The organism is Chryseobacterium sp. 22458 (assembly GCF_052044975.1).
Classification (GTDB): Bacteria; Bacteroidota; Bacteroidia; order Flavobacteriales; family Weeksellaceae; genus Chryseobacterium.
Genome location: NZ_JBQEOA010000002.1, coordinates 165,586 through 186,841, shown reverse-complemented (window position 1 = coordinate 186,841; position 21,256 = coordinate 165,586). Strand labels below are relative to the sequence as shown.

The following is a 21,256-nucleotide window of genomic DNA, read 5'->3' as shown; positions in this document are numbered from 1 at the left end:
TTTTTAAGTATGGAAGAATTACATTCAGAGGCACAACAGGCAGAGCCGCCCGCACCCAAGATCATAGGCCTTACCGGAGGAATCGGTTCAGGTAAAACTACAGTAGCTCATTTTATTGAAGAATTCGGATTTCCGGTGTATTATTCGGATGACAGAGCAAAAGCCATCGTCAATGAGAGCGAAGATCTTAAAACAAAAATCAAAGAACTTCTGGGCGAAGAATCTTATGATGAAAATGGTTTTTATGACAGAAAGTTTGTCGCCGACAAAGTTTTCAGTAATCAGGATCTGCTTCAGCAGTTAAATGAAATCATTCATCCGGCTGTACGAACAGATTTTGAAGACTGGGTAAAAAAACAAACCAAATATCTGGTCTTCAAAGAAACCGCATTATTGTTTGAGCTGAAACTTAACAGGCAATGTTATAAATCTCTTTTGGTAACAGCTGAAGATAATATCAGGATCAAAAGGGTCATGGACAGGGATAATAAGACTTACCGTGAAGTACAGGCCGTAATGGAGAAACAGATGTCTGAAAAAGATAAAATCAAAATAGCAGATTGTATCATCTACAATAATACCAATCTGGAAGAATTAAAAGAAGAGACTGAAAAAGTCATCTTTGCAATTGAATAAAAAAAACTCGTTAGAATAATTTCTAACGAGTTTTTTTATAATAGGGTACAATCAATTTTCTACTCTGAAAGCATTTAAGCAGCCTACTCTTTAATGAATTTTTTCTGTACGGTTTTACCATTGTCATCAATATCGATCACATAAACCCCATTGGTAAGTTTACCTACATTAATCTGGTTATTCAGCAGAATTCCATCTGCGATCACCTGCCCTACTGCACTATAGATCTTATATTTGGCTCTTTTGCCAATATTTTTGACAAACAGTACAGAACTTACCGGGTTAGGATAAATTAAGACATCATCCTGATTGATAGGATTAGGAATAACGTTTTTAGAAATTCTCACAGAATAATCTTCCACTTCTCCATTCTTAAAGCCAATGCAGTTCACAGGAACTCCATCTCTTTCCATTGCTACTCTCATTACCACATATTTATAGTCGGTCATACTTACAAAGGCATCTACCGGTACATTGAATTTTCCTGATACCGGACTGGTTGTATTTGGAGGTGAAGTAAATACTCTTTCATTAATATCAAACTCACCGTTTCTGTTGAAATCAATCCAGACTGCAATTCCTTCATTATAAGTATTTCCTGTCCATTTTTTTTCAATAATGATTTCATTATCTGTAGACCCCTGAATCAATTCTATGAATGTTTCAGGAACTCCTGTATAATCGGTATAAGTAGATGCTCCGGATTCATTTTCCATTACTTTCTTCCCATTTGGCTTTACTGTAACTTTAGAAATATGTTCCCCTGCTGAACTTCCTGAAGACATTCTACAATAGGTTACTGTAGGAGTGGTAAAGTAATAAGGTGGTGTGAAGGTGCCGGGAATACCATTACAGATATTAGCAACCTGCATTTCATATTTTGTAAGTTCAGATAATCCGGTCAGAGTATAATTATTTGTAGCAACCTGAATATTCGTCCAGCCTGGAATGCCTACTTTTCTGTATCGCAGAAGGTAAGTAGCTCCGGGGAAAGTATCCCATTGAACAACTGCTGATGTAGGCAACAGCTGAGTAATGGTAAGTCCCGGAGGTGGAAGTTCACAGATTCTCTCGGTAGTAAATATTACAGGATTTGAATAAGAATTCCAGCTAGTCTCTCCTGCACATTGGCTGGCAACCTGTACTTCATAGGTTGTGTACGGATCAAGGTTGCCAAGAGTATAGGTATTAACAGGTGATGCAGGCAAATTGATTTCCGGATTAGACCATCCTGTACTTCCCACTTTTCTCCATCGTAATTTATACTTTACTCCAACCACACTTGGAGCCCAGGTAATCAGGGCTGAATTTGTGGTAATGCTGCTTACCGTTACCCCCGGAGGTTCAGGATCACATCTTGTTGTAAATACCTGTACCGGTGTGAATGCTCCTAAAGATATTCCGCAGTTTGCAGCAATCTGAACTTCATAAGTGGTAGAAGGTGTCAGGTTATTCAAGGTATAAGGTACGCTGGTCACATAAATATTGTTCCATGTTGCTGCCCCTTGTATTCTATATTGTAAAAGATAAGTAATATTATCTGCTGCTGCAGTCCAGTTGATAACAGCAGAATTATGAGTCACTGTATTCACTCCAAATCCTGTAGGGGTAGCAGTGCTGCAAGGTCTTAATCTTACGGCATAATCTTCCACTTCTCCATCTGTAATATTCTGACACATTACAGGAGCACTTGTTTTACGTAAAGCTACTCTCATGGTTGTTGTCAATGGTCCTGAATAGGCATTTGAAGGAACATTAAATATTGCTGTAACCGGTGTATTAGAATTGGCTGCTGAAATAAGAATTCTTTCAGAGTTATCAAATTGTCCGTCTCTGTTAAAATCTATCCAGGCTGTAACGGCTGTACTTGTTGTTGCACCATTCCAGCCTTTAGCTACTGAAATTTTATTATTTACTGAGCCTATTTCCAGTGTGATCAGGGTAGCCGGTGTGGTATAATTGGTGTAATTATTCTGTACAGAAGTATTATTCATTACAGCTAAAGCAGGGTTGATCGAAGTTACAGTTACATTTGAAATATGTTCATTTGTGCCAGCACCCGTCATTGGGCAATACGTTAATATTGGTGTTGTAAATTGTTGTGAAGAAGAGAACGCTCCTTGATTATTGTTACATTTTGTTGACACCTGAACTTCGTATTGAGTCTGTTCTGTAAGCCCCGGAATGGTATAATTATTTCCTGGAGGCAGTACAGGATTTACAGTCGTCCATACTGTTGTTCCTACTTTTCTGTATCTTAAAATGTAAGTGGCTCCTGTAGTAGTGGCCCATGATACATTGGCTGAGTTGGGCGTCAGATTGGTAATGGTAATATTAGCAGGAGCTGCAGTGGTACATACTGCCAGATCGATCAGCTTTACAGCATAATCTTCCACTTCACCATTGGTAAAAGATCCACAGACAGCCGGACTGTTTGTATCTCTCATTACTACTCTCATCCTTGTGGTAAGAGGTCCTGAATAAGCTGTTGCAGGCACCTGGAATGTAGCTGTTACCGGAGTTACCTGGTTATTGGCTGCATTAAGCACTCTTTCTGTTGTTTCGAATGTTCCGTTCTTATTAAAATCTATCCATACACTTACAGCCTTATTGCTCATAGCCCCGGGCCAGAATTTGGATACCGAAACAGTATTATTATTCGTTCCCCGAACCAAGGTTATTAATTTTGTAGCATCCGCTGAGTAATCCGTGTAATTGCTAGCTGCCGAGTTATTACTCATGGTATAAGAGCTTGTAGCTGCTACCATGACATTTGAAATATAGCCATTATTGGTATTAGTGGAAGTAGCCGCACAATAGGGAGTCATAAAAACTGTAGATGCCGAAAAGTTACCGGTTACTCCGGAACAGATATTGGCTATCTGAACTTCGTAATGGGTACCAGCTGCAAGCCCAGTAAGCGTTGTTGTATTCACTGTTGGATTAGGATTAACCGTTGTCCACGCAGTAGTTCCCGCTACACGATATCGTACTATATAAGTCGCATTAAAAGAAGCATTCCAGGTAATAGTAGCGGTTGCTTGTGTAATAGCTGTGATTAAAATTCCACCGGGAGCATTAGAATTGCAGATTGGCAATGTACTTATCGGAGCATTTCCAATAGCATAAAATACATTATTGACAGCACTTATCCTGATCTTTGCAGTACCTCCTACCGTAAGCGGAAAAGGACTAAAGTCCAAAGATTCGGATCCATCATTAGGCGTTGAGGCCGCCACTACATTCCAGGTAACGCCATTATCTGTAGTAAAATCAATTTTTACATTAGGGGCATTATAGGGAGCTGTATTGGTATTCACGACATCCCAGACTACATTGGTAGGTCCGTTGTTATAAACAGTTGTAGGGTTCACTTTGAACGGTCCGTTATTTCCAACAATAATTGTTTGAGTAGCCGACTGTGTCTGTTGTTGTGTTGAAACGGGATGGTTATCACGTACCGTCACTGTAAACCTTGTTGTTCTGGCAACTGTAGAAACAGCTTCCCAAAGGTTGTTGGAATTATTTAAAACACCAGCCAGAACTGAACTTAATCTGGGGAAATAACGGCTAGGACTACCGGATGGAGCAATTGATCTGAAAGACGGCCCCGATGCTGTATTTCCTAAATTATTAGCATCAGTAACTTCATTGGCTATATCTACCTCCTCCCAGGTATAGGTCATTGGATCATTTTCCGCATCAGTAACTGATGCTGTTAATACGAAAGCAGTTCCTTTTGGGATATTATAAGTAGGTAATGCCCCTATCACAGGCGGGGAATTCACAATTGGTGTTTCTATGTCACATGTTTTAGTGATCAGATTCGCCTGAATATCTCTTATATTAGTGGTATTAAAATAAGGATCAGAATGTGCCTGAACATTATTCACAGGACTGCCTCCGTTTACCACTCCGGCATACCCCATAATAGTGGATCCGGAAGCCGGTTCTACACTTGTACCCGAGCCCAATTGCCCAGGATCATATGAGAAACTGTGAATTCCTCCCAGCTGATGTCCTATCTCATGGGCAACAAAATCAATATCAAAATTATCTCCCACAGGAGGTCCATTCCCCGGAGAAGTCCAGCCTGAACCTTTATCATTACCGGCAGGTGTCAGATTATCCCGGCATATACATCCAACACATCCGGCATTTCCGCCTGCTCCCGGAGGAGAGAATAAATGCCCGATATCATAGTTTGCATTTCCAACAGTTGAGGTGATGACATTCTGAACCTGAGAGTTCCATCCAACAATACCATTCTGGGTTCCATTCTGAGTTGCAGAATAAGGGTCAGTATTTGCATTGGTATAAATCAATCCGGGAAAATTCTGTAAATTCAAATGAAGTGCAAAGTCTTTTTCATACACTCCATTAATCCTTGTAAGTGTCGCATTCATGGCAGCCAATGCTCCTGCCACAGTTCCTCCATGATACTGGGTATATTCCCCGCATACACTTAATGCTAATCTTAGTGTTCTGTATTTTTTGTCAGATGATTTTGCAAAATTTGCTACCTGATTTGTAAAAGATTGTCCTTGCTTATGCAGCTTTTCTATCTCAAGCTTATCACTTTCCTTTTCCCCGGTTGAGCAGACAAATCCGGATTTTCCTCCTTGTGTTTTAGGATAAACTCTATAAAGTGTTTTACTAGTATTTGCAGGTTCTATAAATTCAGTTCCTTCCCCGGTGATAATCATAGACTGAAAGTCATTGGGTGCCAAACTGAATCTCAGGTATTTGCCAGGATCATCAATTCCTATTCCTACATAGGATCCAAGCTGGTACTGATCTGCCAGTTCTTTCACCACAACCGGAAAACTGTAGACCGAAAATTTTTCAATTTTCCCGTTTAAAACAGGTAATGATATGATAACAGGTTTTGCATTTTTCCCTGTTTCCTGCGCATTCTTCAATTGAGATTTTAGCAGTGAAATGTCTAAAGAGTAATAGCTGTCATTAGGCAAGCCATCTCTGATTAGTTTTCCATCGGGTGCTGCAGGAGACCATTGTGCATGAGCTATTGCAAACAAACAAAGGAAAAAGAAAGAAATAAAAGTTTTATTCATAATTTCTCTTAAAGCTTTGTATTAATCTCACAAAACTAATCACTTTAATATCAATAAACAATACATTAATTCATTTGATTGAAAACTTAGCAATAAAAATACAAATCAATTAAAAATATCAACAATTTTATTTAAAATCATGAAAAAATTCAAAACACAGTGATTAATTAACTAATAAAAAGACAAAAAAAAGGCCTCCATTTCCGGAGGCCTTTCTATCTGAAATTTAGCGTATTATTCTTTGATAAATTTCTTTTGAACAGTTTTACCATTATCATCGATATCGATTACATAAACACCGTTGATCAATCTACTTACATTGATCTGGCTGTTTAGCAATATACCGTCTGCGATCACCTGTCCGGCAGCATTGTAGATCTTATATTTCGCTCTTTTGCTAATATTTTTCACAAACAATACAGAACTTACCGGGTTAGGATAGATCATGATTTCATTCTGATCAAGAGGGTTAGGAGTTACCTGTTTAGAAATTCTTACAGTGTAATCTTCCACTTCACCATTTTTAAAGCTGGTACAGTTTACAGGAACACCGTCTCTTTCCATAGCCACTCTCATTACTACATATTTGTAGTTGGTCATGCTTACAAAGGCATCTACAGGTACATTGAATTTTCCTGATACCGGACTTGTTGTATTTGGAGGTGAAGTAAATACTCTTTCATTAATATCAAACTCACCGTTTCTGTTGAAATCAATCCAAACTGCAATTCCTTCATTGTAAGTATTTCCTGTCCATTTTTTCTCAATGATAATTTCATTGTCAGTAGATCCTTGAATCAGTTCAATGAATGTTTCAGGAACTCCGGTGTAATCTGTATAAGTAGATGCACCTGATTCATTTTCCATTACTTTCTTACCATTCGGCTTCACAGTAACTTTAGAAATATGCTCACCTGTAGAACTTCCTGAAGCCATTCTGCAATACGTTACCGTAGGTGTTGTAAAGTAGTATGGAGGGGTATAATTTCCAGGGGTACCATTACAGATATTTACTACCTGCATTTCATATTTTGTTAATTCCGTAAGACCTGTTAATACAAGGTTGTTAACCAGTGTAGGAACTTCTGTCCAGCTCGGGATACCAACTTTTCTGTATCTGAGAACATAAGTTGCTCCAGGGAAAGGATCCCATTTGATCTCAGCCGAAGTTGGTAGTAATTGAGTAATCGTTAATCCCGGAGGCGGAATTTCACATATTCTTTCCGTTGTAAATACTTTAGGGTTTGAATATGGGTTGATGGTATTTTCTCCATTACACTTATTGGCAATCTGTACTTCGTATGTAGTAAATGGCTCTAAAGGAGTTGTACTTCCCAATACATAAGTATTTGCAGGAGGGTTAGGTAAACTAACGTCATTCCATGGTCCAGTACTACCTACTTTTCTCCATCTCATTGTATAAGTCGCACTCACTGCAAGTGGAGACCATGTAATCAACGCAGTTGTTGGCGTAATGTTCGTTACAGTCACATTCGGAGGAGTAGGATCACATCTTGTAGTGAATGTAGTGATTGGAGTAGGTGTACCAATAACATCTCCACAAATTGCAGCAATTTCTACTTCATACGTTGTAGCCGGAGTCAATCCGTTGATCGTTAGATTTGGAAAGTTATTCAATAATGCAGAAGCATATACCTGTGTCCATGTTGTAGTTCCCAACACTCTGTATTTTACTAAATAGCTTACTCCTGCTCCTGAAATATTAATTGTTACAGAGTTATGTGCAGGTGTGAATACAGGGTTATTCGGTTTAGCATTACTACAAGGTCTTATTCTTACTCTATAGTCTTCAACCTCTCCGTCTACTGCATTTGAACACATCACAGGAGCACTTGAACGTTTTGCTACCACTCTCATCGTAGTAGTTAATGGTCCCGTATAAGCTGTTGAAGGAACCGCAAAAGTTGTTGTTACCGGTGTAGTTGTATTAGCTGCGGAAAGTATAAATCTTTCTGTAGTATTATCAAACTGCCCGTCTCTGTTGAAATCGATCCATGCAGTTACCGCTACGTTTCCTGTTGCTCCATTCCAGCCTTTTGAAACTGAAATTTTATTATTCTGAGAATTAACATCTAAAGTAATAAGAGTCTCAGGAGTTGTATAGCTGATATAGTTGGTCTGTACAGAAGTATTATTCATTACAGGTACTCCAGGGTTTGAAGAAGTAACGGTTACATTAGAAATGTGATCGTTTGTTCCTGAACCTGTCATCTGGCAATAAGACAACGGTGGTGTTGTAAATGTTACTGATGGCGAATAGCTACCTGTAGAAGTTCCGCACTTGGTAGAAACCTGAACTTCATAATTTGTCTGTTCTGTAAGACCAGGAATTGTATAGTAATTCTGACCTGCAGGTAAAGTCATCGTCTGCCATGTACCACCAGGTGTTGTTCTCCATCTTATGGTATAAGTAGCTCCTGTGGTTGCTACCCATGATACTGTAGCAGAAGTAGCAGTAAGACTGTTTACGGTAATATTTGTTGGAGCTGCCGTTGTACAGTTCTGAGGATCTATAAACTTCACAGCATAGTCTTCCACTTCTCCCTGACTGAATGATCCACAAGGATCAGCATCATCTAGATAAGTCATAACCACACGCATACGGGTATTCTGAGTACCGGTATATGCAGAAGGAAGTACTGTAAAATTAGCTGTTACCGGAGTAGTCGTGTTATAAGTAGTATTCAGGATTCTTTCAGTAACATCAAAAATTCCGTCTCTGTTGAAATCGATCCATGCAGAAACTCCATAAGAAGAGGTGGATCCTGGCCAGTATTTGCTAACAGAAATTTTATTTGTATTTCCACCACCTCTTTGTAATATAACCAGTCTGGTAGGGTCTGCAGTATAATCTTTGTAGCCGTCTGATGCTGAATTGCTCACCATAATCGGAGCATTGGTAGGGGTAACGGTTACATTATTAATATATCCACTTGTAGAGGTATTACCTGTAGGACCTGCCGTACAATAATTAAGTGCAAGTGTAGTAAAGGTCACACTAGGAGAAAACGCTCCTGTAGCACCACCACATACTGTGGCCACCTGAACTTCATATTGAGTCTGATCTAATAAGTTAGAAAGTAACTGGCTACTCGCTAATGTTGTATTAACGGTAATGGTTGACCATGTAGTTCCTGTTACAGGCTTATATCGCACCACATAAGTTGCCCCTATTGCAGGTACCCAGCTTACAAGAGCTGTACTTGCCGTAACGTTTGATACAGCGATATTACTTGGAGGTGCAGATGAACATGGCTGTAAAGCAATCACATTCAATGCAAAGTCAACATAATTACCGTAAGGTGCAGGACCACACGAATTAATATTTCCGGAATAAGACGTCGCAGTTCTTACTTTATAAGTTCCCGGTGGTGTTGTTGCAGGTATTGGAATAGTTGCAGTACCTGTTGCAGCATAATTTGTAGTTGCAAGGATTGTTTCACCCGGATCGTTAAAACTAAGATTATTATTCCAGTCAACCCATACATAATAATAGAAAGAACTGAAACTGCTAGGCATATTACTAGCAAGGTTCATTGTTAAAGTAGCTGAAGGTATTGCTGAAAAAGGTGCTGTAGAATTAACATACGCCGTATAAGAATTCGCTGTGTAACCTAAATTTGAAATCCCTCCCGTAGTTGTTACATTGTTCAGGTAATACTGGGTTGAGCTTGTTCCTCCTGTTGGTGTACAATATGCTGTATGGATGGAAATAGGACCTACCCACCAGCTTTGATTCGTCGCATCACATTTTGCTCTCACCCATATATAATAGGTTGTGTTTGCAACCAATGGAGAAATCGTTGCGCTTGTACCTGTTGCCACCGTTTGTGATGGTGGTGTTGCAGCTGTAGGAGCTGTACTTGAAGTACTGTAATAAATCTCATATCCTCCCGCAGGTGCAGGAGAAGGAGCTGTCCAGCTGATACCCGCACTTGTTGTAGTAGCAGAGGTTAAAGTGATCACTCCAGGAGGCGGACATGCAGGTGCCGGTCCGAAAGTCATCCTGATATTCGGTCTGTCTGATGTTACGGTTCCGTCTCCAGTAGGAGGATTGCTATCATCCCGGATATACATATGCTTCGAGGCAGCAGTAGAATAAGCAAAAGCATTTCCTGCTGTAGTACCTGTTCCGTATCCTCCATAGTTATTTTCTACATATACCATCAGGTTATCTGATCCGTTATAGTAGAATGGGGTTTGTAATGTTACGGTATTCCATCCAGTAGGCATGTTAGTCAGGGTCCCGTTATACACTAAAGTAGCACCACCAATTGCAGAAGCCCAGTTTTGTGCTGAAATAGTTGTCACAGCAGTTGCCACAGGCTTCACGTAAATCTTTACCGGAAGAGCAAAATTTGTAGATGCCGTAGCATTCCATGCTACGGAAAGTAAACTTCCTCCAGCAGGAAGATTAATTTCTGACGCAGTATAAAGGGATGCGGATCTTTCAAATCCGTAGTAACCGGCCAAAGGATACCTTTGAGTGCTGGTTCCTGTACCAATCGTAACTGTTTGTGCCTGTATGAGTAGTCCGAAAACCATACAAAGCAGTGTAATGAACGGCTTAAAACGCCTGTTCATTTTACCGAGTAAAAATACACTCATATTTTTTAAAATTTAATAATGAAAACTAGTAAAAGTAGTTATAGATCTTTTGTTTATGGGAGCCAAAGGCATTTTTGAAATCTCCCTTTTACAGATAAATCTGTAGTAAAAAAGTAATTTTTTATATCATACGCTATTATTTTAACAATCACACAAATCTAATCATTTTTTCATTATAATATATTCATTAAAGCATTTTTTTTGTAAAAATTAAACGATATTTCACTTTATACGTTAAATAAATAAATCCCCGGCAATACCGGGGATTTACTAAAAATTTAATGAAAAACTTTATTTCTTAATGAATTTAGACCTGATTTGCTCAATGCCTTTATCATCTATTGTAATTATGTAGCCACCTTTAATTAAAGTTGAAACATTTACTTTTCCATTATTGATATTTCCACTATTTACAAGTTGTCCTGCAGCATTATAAATTTTGTAAGCCGCTTTATCTGAAACTTTGGTTATGTTTAAAACATCGGTTGCAGGATTCGGATAAATCTGAATATCATTATTTTTAATATTGGTTTCTGAAGTAGAAAGAGGTGCCGGTGAAATTACCACATTATAGTCTTCCACTTCTCCATAAGGAGATTTTATTCCACATGCCCATGTTGCAGGTAGTGAATATCCAGCATTATTAGCACCTGCAAATAAAGCAAGTACCCTCATTCTTAAAGGTTTTCCTTCAATAGCATCATCCGGGATAACCACAGTAGAGGTAACCGGAGCGTTCGCAATACCTACAGGGAAATTAAGAACTCTTTCTGAGTTATCAAAAGTACCATCTCTGTTGAAATCAATAAACACAGCCATACCATCATAGTCCGGAGCTCCTGTACGACTTAAAGTCACAGATAACGGATAGGTATTTCCTTTTGTTAAATTAATTTGCAGAGCTGTGTTATTTGTAAAGTTACTATAACCACTTCCAACCTGAGTTGTATTGTTTACGTTAGCCAGTGTTACGTTTGAGATATGCTCATCAGTACCATTATTACCTGCTGCAGTACAATAATTAATAGAACTTGTAGAGAAGTTAACAGACGCAGAATATGTTCCAGTTGTTCCAGCGCACACTACAGCTACCTGTACTTCATAAGCAGAGCCGTCATCAAGATTACTTAAGTTAACAGAAGGTACGTTTGTATCTATTTCAGTCCAAACTGATCCTGTAGTCTTTTTATAACGGAATTTGTATGTTGCTCCCGTATAAGACATCCAGGAAACACTTGCTGAACTTGTTGTAATATAACTTACCACTACATTGGTAGGGGCTGCACTGCTACATGGTGAAAGAGGAGTTAATGTTACATTTCCTAATGCATAGAAAACATTTCCTATAGCAGATATTCTTACTTTGATGGTCTGCCCGCTCATTGATGCCGGGAACGTAAAGTTCTCAGAACCGTCATTTGGTGTAGAAGCTGCTAAAACAGTCCATGTATTTCCACCATCCGTTGTATAGTCGATCTTAACATTAGCAACATTATAAGGAGCTGCATTTGTATTAGCTACAACCCACTGTATTGGCGTCGGCGTGTTTACATCGGCAAACTGAGCTGCCAATCTGAAAGGTCCGTCATCTTTTACAATAATGGTCTGCTCTGCATATTGTGTCTGCTGCTGACTGGCTACCGAGTTATTATCTCTTACTGTCACAGCAAATTTGGTTGTTCTCGGAACCATTGATACAGATTCCCAGGTATTAGATCCGTTATCTAAAACTCCATTCAATACAGATGAGAATTTAGGGAAATACCTTGAAGGACTGGTAGATGGTGCTATTGATCTGAAGGAAGCCCCTGAAGAAGTTTTTCCTAAATTACTTTTATTGATAACAAGGTTAGCATTGTTAACCTGTTCCCATGTATAAGTCATCGGATCATTTTCCGGATCAGTTGCGGAAGCCGTCAATACAAACGCTGTTGCCTTAGGAATAGTATAAGTAGGCAACGCTGCAATAGCAGGAGGATTATTGGTAATTGGTGTTTCAACATCACAAGTTTTTTCAAGCAGGTTAGTCTGAACCTGTCTGATACTTACATTATGAAAGTAAGCATCGGAATTTGCCTGCACATCGGTATTAGGACCTGTAATCCCGGCATATCCCATAATAGAAGACCCTGAACCCGGCTCTACATTTACCCCACTGCTTTCAAGGCCATGAGAAAATGTATGGTTAGCTCCAAGCTGGTGTCCCATTTCATGAGCTACATAATCAATATCAAATGCATCACCTTCAGGCTGTCCGTTTGCAGGTGAAGTAAATCCTGAACCTTTAGCTGTATCATCAGCAGAAGCCGGGTTGATACAAACGCAACCGATACATCCTGCATTTCCACCACCTCCGGAAGCTCCGAACAAATGTCCGATATCATAGGCATCGTTACCTACACCAGGAGTATTTGTAAGGGTCTGCTGTAACTCTACATTCCAGTTATCCATATCTGCAGCATCCGAATAAGGGTCTGTAGCTGCATTAAAGAAGATAAGTCCGGGAAGATCCTGTACATTAAGGTGTAATGCAAAATCTTTTTCAAATACACCATTTACTCTTGTCATTGTTGCACTGATTGCATCCACAGCCCCTTGCAGAGTTCCCCCGTGATAGGCAGTGTATTCAGCAGTAACAGACATGGCAAGCCTCATTGTTCTGTATTTTTTATCTGACATTTTTGAAAAATCATTGGGCTGATTGGTAAATGATTTTCCTTTTTCAAGCATTTTTTCAATAGCTTTTACGGCAGCCGGGCTTTCATTGGTAGTACAAACAAAGCTCTTGCTTCCTGTCTTCAATGTTTTAGGATGAACTCCGTAAACTGTTTTATCACTATTTTGCGGATCGATGAACTCATATTGCCCATCCTGCATAATCATTGAGTTGAACCCTCTTGGCGAAACGGAGAATCTAATTGTTCTCGAAGGGTCATCAATACTTGCTCCCACGTAAGAACCCAGTTGATATCTATCAGCCAGAGATTTTACTACAACCGGGAAGCTGTATACATTGAATCTTTCAATTTTACCACTTAAAGTTGGAATAGAAATAACAACAGGCTTGGCATTTTTACCCATCTCCTGAGCCTCGCTTAACTGAGATCTTAATAAATCCAGATCCAGCTTATAATAGCCTCGTACGCCTGTTACAGCTAACTCTCCGGACTTCTGCTTTCTGTCTACTTTAGCAGAGGTGGGCGTCCATTGTGCAAACGCTGTTCCTCCTACCAAAGCACACATCAAGGTAGTAAGTAGTTTCTTCATAATTATTTTTTTAAATTCATATCCAACAAAAATATAAAAACATTCACTAAACAACGAATTAAATTAAAAATAATTCATACAAAAAACACAAATACAAAATAATACATCATCAATATATAAAATACGTTTACATTTTATAAAAAAATGAACACAATAAAAAACACATAATATTTACCATAATACAACTACAACAAACATTTTCATAAAAAAATACACCAATCAATTCATACAGTATCAAAAAAAATCCCCAGATACAATCTGAGGATCTATTATTTCTATAAATCTATTTCTAAAACTTGTAAGCAAGATTCCAGGCAAATCCCATATTGAATTTAGAAGAGCTTCTCCCAAAGCCAGGAACAATCATGGGAGAAATATCATCTTGCTTGGAAGTGTATACCCAATATCTGGGCTGAAGGTTTACATCAATATAAAAGTTAGAGTTGAACAACTGTACTCTACCACCCAATGTTCCTTCCAGCCAGAAAGTTGACTGTGAAGAAGAAGGGAACGCTACAGAAGAATTACTTCCTCCAAATCCACGAACCGGGATGGCCATATACTCCTGATTGTAGAATGCTCCAGCAACTTTTCCTCCCACGTAAAATCCGTTGAATTCATTTTCCGCATCTTTTGCCAGCATATAAAATGCACCTAACTTCACAAAAGGGCCGTTTACCTTGGCATCATAACCATTTTTCTGATAGATATTCTTTTCAAAACCAGCTTCTGCAACAGCATGGATATTTCCTTTAACTTTTGAAGAAATGAATCCCTGATACAGTTTCCTGTCTGAAAAGAAACCAACCCCGGCATTCAGAGCATCAAAACCAACCATAAAGTTCGGTTCGTATTTCCAATGTTCTTTTTTTTCTTCTTTTTTATCCTGCTTATCCTGTGCCCAGCTTATTACGCTTATTACACTAAAAAATAAGGTAAAGATTAGTCTTGTCTTCATTCTCTATTTGGTTTTGTCCTTGTTCCAGATCCATAACAGGATCCGGAGTTACTAACTCTGAAGCTAAATTCTCGTAAGATTTTTTAATACCGCATCCCGGAGATACATAAGTTGCCCTGGTAGTATATTTTACTCTTACTTTTGATTCTGCCCCTTTGATTCTGGTTTTAAAATACAGATCCGTATAAGGTGAATCGTCTACCCTTAAAGGAATCAGCCTTGATTCAACATTTGCAAGTTTTCCCAAATCCACTTTTCCTGAGCCGTAATCTACTGCTACATAAAGGGTATCTACATTCGTTAATTTCCCTCCTGACTTGAAAGCTACTTTCATCCTTGGAGTACCTTCCCCACTTTCGCAGATATCATCATCTCCTCCACAGGAAAAGAACAGTCCTAAGAAACAGATCGCTATGAGAAATTTAAAATATTTCATCTGTATATTTTTATTTTTTTATTGAGTCAGACGGAACTGGCGTTTTATATTAAGCTTTCAAATTTAATAAATTTATTTTTTCACCAGCAATGCGATATTCTCAACATGATGGGTTTGCGGGAACATATCTACAGGCAATATCTTTACTACCTGATAATGGTCTTTCATCAATGCCAGATCTCTTGCCTGGGTTGCTGAGTTACAACTTACATACACCACTTTTTCAGGAGAAAGCTTTAAGATCTGCTCTACTACTTTCTGGTGCATCCCGTCTCTTGGCGGATCGGTGATCAATACATCTGCTTTCGGATGGTTTTCCAGGAACTCGTCATTGAAGACATTCTTCATATCTCCACAATAGAAAGTACAATTGGTAAGGCCGTTCAGTTCTGCGTGCTCAATAGCGGCATCAATAGCTTCCTGAACAGATTCTATTCCTATTACCTGTTTTGCATTCCTGGCCACATACTGTGCAATGGTTCCTGTCCCCGTGTAAAGGTCATATACCACTTCATCTCCTTTTAAATCGGCAAATTCAAGGGTTTTTCTATACAGTTCCAGGGCCTGCTTATAGTTGGTTTGAAAGAATGATTTCGGTCCTATTTTGAACTTTAACCCATCCATTTCTTCCATCAGGAATCCTTCTCCAAAATAAACTTCAATATCCAGATCATAGATAGAGTCATTCTGCTTAGGATTGATCGCATACACTAATGTTTTTATCTGCGGGAATTTTTCTAGCAGGAATTCAAAAAGCTTTTCCCTGTTTTCTTTTTCTTCTCTGTAAAGCTGGAAAAGAACCATCCATTCTCCTTTAGAGTTCTGTCTCATCATTAAAGTTCTCAAAAATCCTTCATGATTTCTCACATCAAAGAAGTCAAGACCATTCTCTACCGCATAGTTCTTCACCGCTAAACGGATGGCATTGGAAGGATCTTCCTGCAGGAAACATTCTTTAAGATCCAGAATTTTACTCCACATTCCGGGAATATGAAATCCTAAAGCATCTTTACTTCCGAAATTTTCTTCAGAACTGATTTCATATTGGGTAAGCCATCTTGCATTGGAGAAAGAAAACTCCATTTTATTTCTGTAAAAATACTGTTCTACAGAACCCAGGATAGATACTGTTTCAAAATCTTCAATACCTCCGATTCTTTTGATGTTGTTGTATACTTCTTCCTGTTTGAAATCCAGCTGTTTTTCATAGGTCATATTCTGCCATTTGCAGCCCCCGCAGGTTCCGAAATGCACACACTTCGGTTCTGCTCTGAAGGGAGATTTTTCCAATACTTCTACTGCTTCTCCTTCATAGTATTTGGATTTCGCTTTTTTTACTCTTACATTCACAAGGTCTCCCGGAATTGCTCCTGAAACCAATACTGTTTTACCGTCTTCCGTTTTACCAATAGCTACTCCTTTTGCACCGGCAGTTAACAGCTTAATATTTTCAAGAACTATATTTTTCTTCTTTCTCATTCCACAAATTCTATTTTTTCTAATCATGAACCCTTCCGGATTCATTCTGCAAAAATACAATAAAAAAAACCTTATCCGAAGATAAGGTTCTAACTATGTGAAAGTTTATTATTTTGTTGTAGCCGGTTGAGGATTGGCAGGCTGTGGAGCGGGTTGTTGCGCTGAAGGATCAATCTGCAACTGAGGCTGCTGCATTCCCGGATCTACCCTTGGTGCTGAAAGTCCTGTAAGCTTATCCAGAATCGTTACCAGTTCCTGCTCTCCTAAGTTTACAAAGGATCTGCTGGCGATTTTACCATCTTTATCTATAATGACAAAGCAAGGTAATTTGAATCCATATACTCCGTATTTTTTAGCAATATCAGATTCCATTCCTTTTTCTCCGTAAACATTTACTCCCTGAATTCCTTTTAATAAAGAATTGCTTGTTTTTACAAACTGATCTTTGGTATCGTCAACGTTTACGAATACAAAGTTCATTTTAGATTTATAGAAGTTAACCACCTCTTTTAAAACCGGGATTGTAGCTTCACTGATGTAAGGATTCCATGAAGCATAGAAGAATAACATATATGGTTTTCCTTTGTTTTCAGAAAGCTGATAAGCTTTTCCATCCTGTTTTACCAATGCTGCTTCAGGAGCTGCATCACCGATTTTAAGTCCTGTAATAGCTACCTGCATTTTCAAAAGGTCACTTTTGATTGTAGCATCTTTAATATCTGTATCGATAAGTTTCTTGATCTTGTCAATATTCTTTGCCGGAGTGGTAGGATGAATATCTGCCTGAGCCATTACGAATGCCAGAAGATAATCTTTTGCAGTCTGAGAAAGATCTTTTTTAGTCTTTAAATACTGCGCAAACATTTCTGAAGTTGTAATATCTTTTTTCCCTTTGCTGTTTGCCTCCGCATATTTCTGGAAATCCGGAGTCATTTTTACAAGAAGATATTGTCTGTAAAGAGGGATTGTTTTCACCATCGCATCTTTATCACTATCTAATTTTGTTTCATAATCTTTAAAAGCTTTGGAAGCTTTGTAAGACGGGTTCCCTGACATTGGACCATGCGACATTTCATAGTTCGCAAGAAGGTTCAGAATCGTTACTTTTGCATCGTTTTTCTTCCACTCCAGAAGTGCTTTGCTAGGGTTGTTTTTCTGAGCAAGATCATCAATATTCTTGTTGATATCAGCTTCAACTTTCTGCATTCCTTTTACGAATGCATTTTCGTCTCCTGCCATCAGGGCACCCAGGTTCACTTTATTACCATACTCACCTAAGAACTTCTGAGTTGCCGTAAGGAAATCATTATTCTTTTTAGCATCTCCCGTGATAACATATTCGTTAGGGAAAGTCATTGAATTTCCTGAGATGTTTACTTTTTGTCCACCTTCAAGATAGATCAGATTTTGTTTGTTGGCATAGTTGATGACGTACATTCCGTCTTTAGGCGCTTCAAAGCTTCCAGAGAAGTTACCGTCTTTATCTAAACCTATATTAATCAAAGGTAAGGTTCCTACTCCTGAAGCTTCTACAAATTCGATTCTTTCCAATGGTGAACTTCCAGTAATTTTTCCTTTAACCTCTACTTTTTTTGAACAAGACATCACGAAAGCTGTGATGATAAACAATAAAAGATATTTTTTCATTTCAATTTTAATATTATACAAAAATAAGCTTTTTAGGGCTTGCTAATTCACACTGATTATTTTTTTTAAAAATTTTATTACAACCGATTCAAAGGGAGTTTCCAAATACTTTTTTCAACTGTTTTCTATCGGTAAAAAGCCGTTTGAAATGTTTCTCACAATACAATTCAACGACCCTTCAAATATATACTTATTAAATAAAGAATACCAAAGCTTATCAATAAGTTAACAAATTTTAACAGGAAAATTGTGTTCACAAAAAAATCGCCTCCGAAATGAAGGCGATTTTTTACGTATTTTGAATCAATTCTATCCTTGATCTACAAGAGCAGCCATGTATTCTCTGTTCATTCTTGCGATATTTTCAAGAGAAATACCTTTAGGACACTCTACTTCACAAGCACCGGTATTTGAACAGTTACCGAATCCTTCTTCGTCCATAGCCTTCACCATGTTCAGAACTCTTCTTTTCGCTTCTACTCTACCTTGAGGAAGTAAAGCATACTGAGATACTTTAGCACCAACAAAAAGCATTGCAGATCCGTTTTTACATGTAGCTACACAAGCTCCGCATCCGATACATGCAGCAGCATCCATTGCTTTGTCTGCATCTTCTTTAGGAACAGGAATAGCATTGGCGTCCAGGGTATTACCTGAAGTGTTCACAGAAATGAAACCTCCCGCAGCCATTACTCTGTCAAATGCGCTTCTGTCTACCATCAAATCTTTGATAACAGGGAAGGCAGCACTTCTCCAAGGTTCAATAACGATGGTTTCACCGTCTTTGAACATTCTCATGTGAAGCTGGCAGGTCGTGATCCCGGTATCCGGACCGTGCGCTCTACCATTGATGTAAAGGGAACACATTCCGCAGATCCCCTCACGACAGTCGTGATCGAAAGCGATAGGTTCTTTTCCTTCGTTAATTAAATTTTCGTTCAGAATATCCAACATTTCCAGGAATGAGGAATCTGTAGATACATCTGATATTTTATAGGTCTCAAACTGACCTTTAGATTTATTATTTTTTTGTCTCCAAATTTTCAGCGTAAGATGTAAGCCTTTTTTTGCACTCATAATGTTATATTTATAGGTTGGAGATTATTTGTAACTTCTAGTTTTAACCTCGATGTTGTCGTAGATCAGTTCTTCTTTATGCAACACTTCTGCGTTGATATCCGGTCCCTGATATTCCCAAGCTCCGACGTATTTGAAGTTTACGTCATCTCTTTCCGCCTCCCCATCAGGAGTTGCGTGATCCCAACGGAAGTGACCTCCACAAGATTCTTCTCTGTTGAGTGCATCGATAGCCATTAATTGTCCTAATTCAAGGAAGTCTGCTACTCTGAATGCTTTTTCAAGCTCAGTGTTCATTCCTTCTCCTTCACCAGGAACTTTTACATTTTTCCAGAAATCATTTCTTACTTCTTCGATTTCTTTGATTGCTTCTTTTAATCCTTCAGGAGTTCTTCCCATTCCTACTTTATTCCACATAATGTGTCCCAGTTTCTTGTGGAAGTAATCTACTGAATGAGTTCCTTTATTATTGATGAAGAAATCAATTTTATCTTTAATTCCTTTTTCAGCTTCAGTAAATGCTGCTGAATCGGTAGGAATAGCTCCTGTTCTGATGTCTGCAGAAAGATAATCTGCAATCGTGTAAGGAAGTACGAAATATCCGTCTGCAAGACCTTGCATCAATGCAGATGCTCCCAATCTGTTTGCACCGTGATCTGAGAAGTTTGCTTCACCAATTACGAAACATCCCGGAATGGTAGACTGAAGATTATAATCAACCCATACACCACCCATTGTGTAGTGAACTGCCGGATAAATCTTCATTGGGGTTTTGTAAGGATCATCTGCAGTAATTTTTTCGTACATCACGAATAAGTTACCATATTTCTCCTCAACCCACTTTTTACCAAGGTCATAGATCTGCTGATCTGTAGGATTGTGAATATGTTTTTCGATAGCGGCTTCTTTACCTTTTTTCATGATCTCTGTAGAGAAATCAAGGTATACCCCTTCCTGAGTATCATTATTTTCGATTCCGTATCCTGCATCACATCTTTCTTTAGCTGCTCTTGAGGCAACGTCTCTCGGTACAAGGTTACCGAATGCAGGGTATCTTCTTTCCAGATAATAATCTCTGTCTTCTTCTTTGATATTTTCAGGTCTAAGCTTACCTTCTCTGATGGCTACTGAATCTTCAATCTTTTTAGGAACCCAGATTCTTCCGGAGTTTCTTAATGATTCAGACATCAAAGTCAGTTTAGACTGCTGAGTTCCGTGAACCGGAATACAAGTCGGGTGAATCTGTACATAACAAGGGTTTGCGAAGTAAGCCCCTTTCTTGTGAATCTTCCATGCAGCAGAAACGTTTGATCCCATTGCGTTGGTAGAAAGGAAATATACGTTTCCGTATCCTCCTGAAGCAATTACTACAGCGTGAGCAGAGTGTCTTTCGATTTCACCTGTTACAAGGTTTCTTGCGATAATTCCTCTTGCTTTTCCGTCTACAATTACAAGATCAAGCATTTCGTGACGGTTATACATTTTGATTCTACCTTTACCGATCTGACGGCTCATTGCAGAATAAGCACCTAATAATAACTGCTGACCTGTCTGTCCTTTTGCATAGAATGTTCTTTTTACCTGAACCCCACCAAATGAACGGTTATCCAGCTGACCTCCGTAATCTCTACCAAAAGGAACTCCCTGAGAAACACACTGGTCGATAATATTAGCAGAAACTTCAGCTAATCTGTAAACGTTAGCCTCTCTTGCTCTATAGTCACCTCCTTTGATGGTATCATAGAATAATCTGTAAGTGGAGTCACCGTCTCCCTGGTAATTCTTAGCTGCATTGATCCCTCCCTGAGCTGCAATAGAGTGTGCTCTTCTTGGTGAATCCTGATAGCAGAAAGCTTTTACGTTGTATCCTTGCTCAGCTAAAGTAGCTGCAGCAGAACCTCCTGCCAAACCTGTACCTACAACAATAATATCAATCTTATCTCTGTTGTTTGGTGCAACAAGGTTCATATGGTCTTTGTGATTTTTCCACTTGTCCTTAAGAGGACCCGCCGGAATTTTTGAATCTAACTTACTCATACTAGTATATTGATA

10 protein-coding genes are annotated in these 21,256 nt (G+C 38.7%); 1 reads left to right on the top strand and 9 read right to left on the bottom strand.

Annotation, left to right across the window (positions count from 1 at the left end):
* Positions 1-9 precede the first annotated feature (9 nt).
* Positions 10-636: a dephospho-CoA kinase gene (gene coaE / locus ACTJJF_RS08125; RefSeq protein ID WP_440699316.1), complete on the top strand. Its 627-nt coding sequence runs from the start codon at positions 10-12 to the stop codon at positions 634-636.
* An 83-nt stretch (positions 637-719) separates the two neighbouring features.
* Here the strand turns inward: coaE and ACTJJF_RS08120 are convergent, their stop codons facing one another.
* From ACTJJF_RS08120 to ACTJJF_RS08080, 9 genes are all read right to left on the bottom strand, one after another.
* Positions 720-5,711 (bottom strand): GEVED domain-containing protein, encoded by a 4,992-nt coding sequence (locus ACTJJF_RS08120; protein ID WP_440699315.1) that lies wholly within the window; start codon positions 5,709-5,711, stop codon positions 720-722.
* 234 nt (positions 5,712-5,945) lie between these two features.
* Positions 5,946-10,340: a GEVED domain-containing protein gene (locus ACTJJF_RS08115; protein WP_312303458.1), complete on the bottom strand. Its 4,395-nt coding sequence runs from the start codon at positions 10,338-10,340 to the stop codon at positions 5,946-5,948.
* Positions 10,341-10,631: 291 nt separating this feature from the next.
* On the bottom strand, positions 10,632-13,607 hold the full coding sequence (locus ACTJJF_RS08110) for a reprolysin-like metallopeptidase (RefSeq protein ID WP_312303455.1): 2,976 nt from the start codon (positions 13,605-13,607) through the stop codon (positions 10,632-10,634).
* Positions 13,608-13,896: 289 nt separating this feature from the next.
* Complete coding sequence (locus ACTJJF_RS08105; protein WP_312303452.1) at positions 13,897-14,565, bottom strand: DUF6048 family protein; 669 nt, start codon at positions 14,563-14,565, stop codon at positions 13,897-13,899.
* Complete coding sequence (locus tag ACTJJF_RS08100) at positions 14,531-15,001, bottom strand: DUF6452 family protein (RefSeq protein WP_440699314.1); 471 nt, start codon at positions 14,999-15,001, stop codon at positions 14,531-14,533. The genes ACTJJF_RS08105 and ACTJJF_RS08100 overlap by 35 nt, the downstream gene beginning before the upstream one ends.
* A 72-nt stretch (positions 15,002-15,073) precedes the next feature.
* Positions 15,074-16,480, bottom strand: a complete 1,407-nt coding sequence (rlmD, locus tag ACTJJF_RS08095; protein ID WP_440699313.1) for a 23S rRNA (uracil(1939)-C(5))-methyltransferase RlmD — start codon at positions 16,478-16,480, stop codon at positions 15,074-15,076.
* 108 nt (positions 16,481-16,588) lie between these two features.
* On the bottom strand, positions 16,589-18,127 hold the full coding sequence (locus ACTJJF_RS08090; RefSeq protein WP_312303443.1) for a TlpA family protein disulfide reductase: 1,539 nt from the start codon (positions 18,125-18,127) through the stop codon (positions 16,589-16,591).
* A gap of 309 nt (positions 18,128-18,436) precedes the next feature.
* On the bottom strand, positions 18,437-19,204 hold the full coding sequence (locus tag ACTJJF_RS08085) for a succinate dehydrogenase/fumarate reductase iron-sulfur subunit (RefSeq protein ID WP_065399437.1): 768 nt from the start codon (positions 19,202-19,204) through the stop codon (positions 18,437-18,439).
* Positions 19,205-19,228: 24 nt separating this feature from the next.
* The gene (locus ACTJJF_RS08080) at positions 19,229-21,241 is read right to left on the bottom strand and encodes a fumarate reductase/succinate dehydrogenase flavoprotein subunit (protein ID WP_312303436.1); all 2,013 of its coding nucleotides are present in this window, start codon (positions 21,239-21,241) and stop codon (positions 19,229-19,231) included.
* Positions 21,242-21,256: the final 15 nt, after the last annotated feature.

Excerpts from the sequence above, each read along its gene's own strand:
- ACTJJF_RS08120 (WP_440699315.1), bottom strand. The coding sequence starts at position 5,711 with ATGAATAAAACTTTTATTTCTTTCTTTTTCCTTTGTTTGTTTGCAATA.
- ACTJJF_RS08105 (WP_312303452.1), bottom strand. The coding sequence starts at position 14,565 with ATGAAGACAAGACTAATCTTTACCTTATTTTTTAGTGTAATAAGCGTA.
- ACTJJF_RS08100 (WP_440699314.1), bottom strand. The coding sequence starts at position 15,001 with ATGAAATATTTTAAATTTCTCATAGCGATCTGTTTCTTAGGACTGTTC.
- coaE (WP_440699316.1), top strand. The coding sequence starts at position 10 with ATGGAAGAATTACATTCAGAGGCACAACAGGCAGAGCCGCCCGCACCC.
- ACTJJF_RS08080 (WP_312303436.1), bottom strand. The coding sequence starts at position 21,241 with ATGAGTAAGTTAGATTCAAAAATTCCGGCGGGTCCTCTTAAGGACAAG.
- ACTJJF_RS08110 (WP_312303455.1), bottom strand. The coding sequence starts at position 13,607 with ATGAAGAAACTACTTACTACCTTGATGTGTGCTTTGGTAGGAGGAACA.
- rlmD (WP_440699313.1), bottom strand. The coding sequence starts at position 16,480 with ATGAGAAAGAAGAAAAATATAGTTCTTGAAAATATTAAGCTGTTAACT.
- ACTJJF_RS08115 (WP_312303458.1), bottom strand. The coding sequence starts at position 10,340 with ATGAGTGTATTTTTACTCGGTAAAATGAACAGGCGTTTTAAGCCGTTC.
- ACTJJF_RS08085 (WP_065399437.1), bottom strand. The coding sequence starts at position 19,204 with ATGAGTGCAAAAAAAGGCTTACATCTTACGCTGAAAATTTGGAGACAA.
- ACTJJF_RS08090 (WP_312303443.1), bottom strand. The coding sequence starts at position 18,127 with ATGAAAAAATATCTTTTATTGTTTATCATCACAGCTTTCGTGATGTCT.